Raw genomic sequence first — 5,099 nt, 5'->3', positions numbered from 1 at the left:
CGCATTATACGCCTTAACCAGAAATGTTCGAATTACGGGATTTTTGAATAGTTCCTAGAATACATAATGGCAAAATTACTCGCGTGACCGAATATTGGAGCGAGCCATATAAAGCGCCGAATTGGCGAAAGCAGTGGACGGAGAAAATAGAATAGAAAGGTTGTATTTATGAAACCAAAGGAATCAATCGTAAAGAGCAAACACATTACTGGCATATGTGTACGAACGAAAAATGAAAAGGAGATGAATCCTTCGACGGCACAGTTGCCGAGGTTTTGGGGTAAATTTCACCAAGAGGAATTGATATCCAAGATTCCATACAAGCTCTCGAGTTCACCTGTTTATGGCGTCTATCATAATTACGAGACTGATCTGAATGGTGAATACTCTGTAATCGCAGGCGTTGAAACTGATGGACGTGACGATAAAGATAATGATTATTCAAGTGTAAGAATTGAAGACGGAAAATATCTTGTCTTTGAAGGAAGAGGAGCGATGCCCGTAACCGTAATAAATATCTGGAAAACAATCTGGGAATATTTCTCTTCTCCTGACGTTCCCAAACGGGCATACACTACAGATTATGAGGTCTACAAGGGGCCTGACGAAGTTGCCATTTATATAGCAATAAAATAGCAGGAGAGTAGATGGACACGAATGAATCAACTGTCTGTGAGATTAAAGAAGCCTCGTCTATACAAGAAAAAATATGGACGATCGCTCTTTATTTCATTCCAGGAATAGTTGTTACATCTGTCCTGTTTTTATTCAGCAAGACGCTGTCAGCATCACTTGGCCTTAGTCTATGGTTCACCCAAATATTGATACTCACAATATTCCTTTTTCTATTTCAAATCGTAATTGTTGTTTTGAACGGGCGATTCATTGACAATCTTAACCTAAAATCCCTTATCATCTCTCTTGGCCTCAAGAGGACATCCGTAAAGAATATTGTTATCGCGATTTTGTGGGGTGCTGCTGCCGTTATCGTTCTTCACTTTTATATGCCTGTTATAGGCAAGCCGATATACTCATATCTACAGTCTGTGCCATGGATCTCAATGCCAGACTGGCATTATCAAGTATGTGCAAAACCATCATACACTGCCATTCAAATGACGGCTTTAATGATTGTTATGTTGGGCGTGAATGTATTTTGTGAAGAGGTTTTTTTCAGAGGATACTTATTCAGAAAGACAATGTTTTTTGGCAAGTGGACATGGATTGTGAACGGACTTCTGTTTATTGCCTACCATGTTTTCCAGATTCCTATTACCTACGCCATCTTTCCGGTTGGGCTTATCGTAAGCGGTTATTTCGCATGGAGAAAAGATATTTATGGCGTAATGATCGTGCATCTCATCATCAACATGCTACTGCCTAGACCGTAAGGGTTTAGCCTATCTTTTTGCCTTCCAGTCGATAATCCTTCCGGCGATCGATTTGATGATGCCGGGGAGGTTCACCTTTGTGAAGGCGGTGATCAGAAGAAAGATGACCGTCACTCCGCCGGCGATCCATTCAACGGGTCCGCCCTGTGTAAAATAGGAAACGCATTGTTCAAGGTCTGTCTGTGTCATACGACTCCTCCTTAGTCTCTTATGTGATGAGGGCCGAAACGGATTTTTTCATATGGCAGAATGCCGAATATAAACTCCCTCAAGTCCTTCATATTGATGTCGGGACAGGTCTTGTTTGAATCGATTTCATGGTGACCGATGAAATCCTGCTTTGAGAGATGCGGCCATGCTTTTTTGAGTTGCTGGCACAGGGTTTCGAGCGTGAGTATCTGCTTCGTTGTAAAGATGCCGTCTTTTCCGATCAGGCAGATTCCGACCGAGTCTTTGTTCCAACCGTAGGCATGTGCTCCGATCTCGCTGTCCTCTATAAATGTATCATCGTCAAAAGGCCGTCCCCATTCGATCTGCCCGTCCGCCCAATGCCATCTCTTCTTTTCTACATACATTTCATGGGTCGGTATCCCGTTTGTAATGACAGCGCCATAGCCGATACATTTCCATCCGCGCTTGCGATGCCAGTCGTCAATTATAAGTGCAGTTCCCCACGGAGAATCGCTCGAGTGGATGATGACTTTTCTGATCTTCTTCACGTGCACCTCCTAGCCTTTGAGTTCGCGTATATCCTGCTCGACAAGGCTTAAATCCCTGCGCGTGGCCTTCATCTCATTGACCATCTCCTGAAATGCCTTTGTTTGGACATCGATGTTGTCGCTCAGTTTCCTGATCGCGTCTTCAAGAGAACGTCGGACGTACCATATTTTAACGCCGTCGTTGTCTGTGACGTTGTGCCAGTTCCAAAGATCCTCGACCCAATTGTACATTTCTGAAAACTTACGATCCGGATAACCACCATTCTTCCGAATGCGCAGAAAATTAAGAACCTCTCTGATTACCAATACGGCGAATATTCCGCCGACGCCTAGCTCTGTGACAGTATTCATCATTGGCTAAACCTCCTAGCAGCAGTTCACTCGCAAACTTTTTGATATTAATATTTCACCATTAGGATCCTTCACGAAGCATTTAGCTACTTGATTCGATGTTGAATCTGGTAAATACCATTCGAACGAGGCGGCACTATTCACCATCTTTATTTTTCCATTGCGTGGGATAATGCGACCTGCCGTACACTCAACAATAAAATCCCCATTGACCCCCTTAACAGGGTTATCAATGTCGTGCTTCTCAATGGTGTCTTGTGTGGTTTTTACACGTACCTCCATGCGAAGCGTAACATTGCCAGTTGTATCAACATCGTAAAAGCGATGTGTGTCATGTTCTTTGGATTTTTTAACAACGTCCTGACCATCCGCGATTGCAAGCTGGAAGTAAGATCGTCGTTTTAATTTTTCAGTCGAACTTAGCTTTGAAGGCAGATATTCATTGTAACCGTGAGGCATCTCTTCAGCGACGATGAATCCCATATTGTCCGGATCTTGATCCGTCACCTTCTCAAGGATGTGGCTCCACATAGTTCCCGTTCGAATATCCTCCCATACATCTGAAAGGTCTGAATCGGCTGGAACGATTGAGCCGTCCTCGGCTCTTTCGGCATGAGAATGAGAAGCGATAATTTTGTTTGTTACCTTGTCAAAAAAATATGTGCACTTAGCCATTAGCTCGGCCCTCCCGTACTGTCGGTGCATTCAATCACGCTGCGATTGTAAGCACAGACGACGTTTTCATTTCCGGCTCGTTGTCGAATTCTGAACTGCCAATTTCCCCCGCTGTAAGTCGGTACGGTCGCGGCGGTATGCCCGTCGAAGACCTGTTCACCGGGCCCACCAATCCATGCTTTGTTGTCAGCATCAAAACCACCGCCTCCTTGAGTCATATCGATTTGGCAAATTCCCCAGACAGGCATATCGGAACTTGTAAATCCCCCAATTGTGAACATATCATCCGTCTCTATGTTTTGAGTTTGTTTACCCGTTACAATGAAAGTTCTGCCTAAAGATAGAGAATGGGTATGGATGTTAATATTCACGCCATCGACAGTGACGCCGGCATTACAAGACACGTTGCCGGTCAGGGTGCCACCGCTTCTGAGTAAATATTGTGGATGATCGTTATCTCCTAAACCGCCAAGAGAGCCGTGATCGTTATTGAACACACCATCGACATAGCTTTTCGTAGCCAGATGATTGCCTGCAACGGGATTTTGACCGACAACCGCTTGGTTAAAAGTCCATGCCCCGCCAATAGTTTCGTTTGAATTGTTCTGTGCATACTGCGGATGGTCATCATCTCCTAATCCCGCAAGATTGTGGTGTTGGATTATCGGGCCGTTGATACCTCCTGTGTGTATGTGAGAACCAACGTCAACTCCATCAACGAGTTTGCCACCGGCCAGATCGATGTTTTCATTAAATGTCCAGATCTGGCTAATCGTTTCATTCTGGTCTTTGTGAGTGTACTGAGGGTGATCGTCATCATCGAGTCCTAAAATATTTCCGTGCTCAATAGATCCTTCCGTGAAGTGAATTGTCGCATCGTCGACGTGATCGCTTACATCCACACCATCAACTGTCCCTATCGTTGTGATGTTGCCTGTCTCGCCATCGACGCGTGCAGTCTCTGTCAGCCCGTCGTCGGAATAGAATATAAGATCATAACCGTTGATAAAACTCTTGTCGCCTTCGATATCCTCGTCACCAAAGTTGTGAATGACCGTTGCGTCTCCGTGAAGTTTGAGTTCTTCCTTAACGGTCGTGTCGATATCGGCATCTTCGATTGTGCCGTCTCCAAAGGAGATCGTTACATGGGCAAGTAAAATTCCACCGTCACCGGGGTTGGGCGGGGGATTGGCGTTGCCGATGGTATCTTCTGCCCCCTGATAGAGTTTGAACTCCACATCCTCTTCGGTGAATTGATAGACAGTATCTCCAAAGCCATCGATTGCCGGTTCTTTGTCCATTATGTGATAGTAGACATAAACGGAGACAATCTTTTCGTCCCCGGGATTCGCTACCTGAATCGGATCGCCATTTGCATCTTCGATAAAGGGGATGTTGTATGTCTGATTATTGATTATGCGCCGGCCATAGGTATCATACGCAACGCCGGAGTTGGTATCTACCGAAAAATTGGGACCGGCACCGCGCTCTGTGACCTCCATTCCGAAGATCACGCCAGTGTCCTGCGTGAGTTCGAGCAGAAGATTCCACATTGAGTGGTCGATATCCTGATGATGACTCTCTAGCCAGTCGACGTCTGCCAAGAATCGAAAATACCAGTTGTGTTTGTCCATAAAAAGACCTCGCTAATGTACAAATGTATTTATGCCCACCTCGGAAACTCCGACCTCCCAGTGATCCACAAAACCGGGATCGATGGGCTGGATAATCCCGTAATGGGTATGGGCGGGCTTCATAAAGTTAGCGATTACGCGCAGTAACGCCTCTTCGTCCTCCTCAATAATCTGTGGCGTCTGGATAAAGAAGTGAAAGACCCACGCCCCCGGTCGATCGCCGTCCGCGCCGTTATTCGTCGTCTGGGCATAGTACAGGGGTCAAGTCTTTACTCTTTACTTTCGATTGATAATATTGTATCAGCGCGTCATATGGCTCGTCCGCTACG

Annotated in this window: 7 protein-coding genes; 2 read left to right on the top strand and 5 right to left on the bottom strand. The window is 45.5% G+C overall.

The annotated features are described in order from the left end of the window. The first annotated feature begins 168 nt into the window (after positions 1–168). Complete coding sequence (locus COV46_03560) at positions 169–636, top strand: transcriptional regulator (GenBank protein ID PIR17597.1); 468 nt, start codon at positions 169–171, stop codon at positions 634–636. A gap of 11 nt (positions 637–647) precedes the next feature. Further along, the gene (locus COV46_03555; protein PIR17596.1) at positions 648–1,391 is read left to right on the top strand and encodes a hypothetical protein; all 744 of its coding nucleotides are present in this window, start codon (positions 648–650) and stop codon (positions 1,389–1,391) included. 9 nt (positions 1,392–1,400) lie between these two features. Here COV46_03555 and COV46_03550 read toward each other — a convergent pair whose 3' ends face one another. Genes COV46_03550 through COV46_03530 form a run of 5 tightly spaced genes read right to left on the bottom strand, consistent with a single transcriptional unit; the run spans position 1,401 to position 4,770 of the window. Beyond that, positions 1,401–1,580: a hypothetical protein gene (locus COV46_03550; GenBank protein ID PIR17595.1), complete on the bottom strand. Its 180-nt coding sequence runs from the start codon at positions 1,578–1,580 to the stop codon at positions 1,401–1,403. An 11-nt stretch (positions 1,581–1,591) separates the two neighbouring features. Further along, positions 1,592–2,110, bottom strand: coding sequence for an N-acetylmuramoyl-L-alanine amidase (locus COV46_03545; protein ID PIR17594.1), 519 nt, complete (start codon positions 2,108–2,110; stop codon positions 1,592–1,594). A gap of 9 nt (positions 2,111–2,119) precedes the next feature. Continuing rightward, positions 2,120–2,464, bottom strand: coding sequence for a hypothetical protein (locus COV46_03540; protein ID PIR17593.1), 345 nt, complete (start codon positions 2,462–2,464; stop codon positions 2,120–2,122). Positions 2,465–2,476: 12 nt separating this feature from the next. After that, positions 2,477–3,136, bottom strand: a complete 660-nt coding sequence (locus COV46_03535) for a hypothetical protein (protein ID PIR17592.1) — start codon at positions 3,134–3,136, stop codon at positions 2,477–2,479. Next, positions 3,136–4,770 (bottom strand): hypothetical protein, encoded by a 1,635-nt coding sequence (locus tag COV46_03530; protein PIR17591.1) that lies wholly within the window; start codon positions 4,768–4,770, stop codon positions 3,136–3,138. The genes COV46_03535 and COV46_03530 overlap by 1 nt, the downstream gene beginning before the upstream one ends. Between the last annotated feature and the right edge of the window lie 329 nt (positions 4,771–5,099).

The organism is Deltaproteobacteria bacterium CG11_big_fil_rev_8_21_14_0_20_49_13, from assembly GCA_002796305.1.
Lineage (GTDB): Bacteria > UBA10199 > UBA10199.
This window is presented reverse-complemented; position numbering and strand designations above follow the sequence as displayed.

What these genes read in the sequence shown, in the direction of transcription:
- COV46_03560 (PIR17597.1), top strand. Translation starts at nt 169, where the DNA reads ATGAAACCAAAGGAATCAATCGTAAAGAGCAAACACATTACTGGCATA.
- COV46_03530 (PIR17591.1), bottom strand. Translation starts at nt 4,770, where the DNA reads ATGGACAAACACAACTGGTATTTTCGATTCTTGGCAGACGTCGACTGG.
- COV46_03555 (PIR17596.1), top strand. Translation starts at nt 648, where the DNA reads ATGGACACGAATGAATCAACTGTCTGTGAGATTAAAGAAGCCTCGTCT.
- COV46_03535 (PIR17592.1), bottom strand. Translation starts at nt 3,136, where the DNA reads ATGGCTAAGTGCACATATTTTTTTGACAAGGTAACAAACAAAATTATC.
- COV46_03540 (PIR17593.1), bottom strand. Translation starts at nt 2,464, where the DNA reads ATGATGAATACTGTCACAGAGCTAGGCGTCGGCGGAATATTCGCCGTA.
- COV46_03550 (PIR17595.1), bottom strand. Translation starts at nt 1,580, where the DNA reads ATGACACAGACAGACCTTGAACAATGCGTTTCCTATTTTACACAGGGC.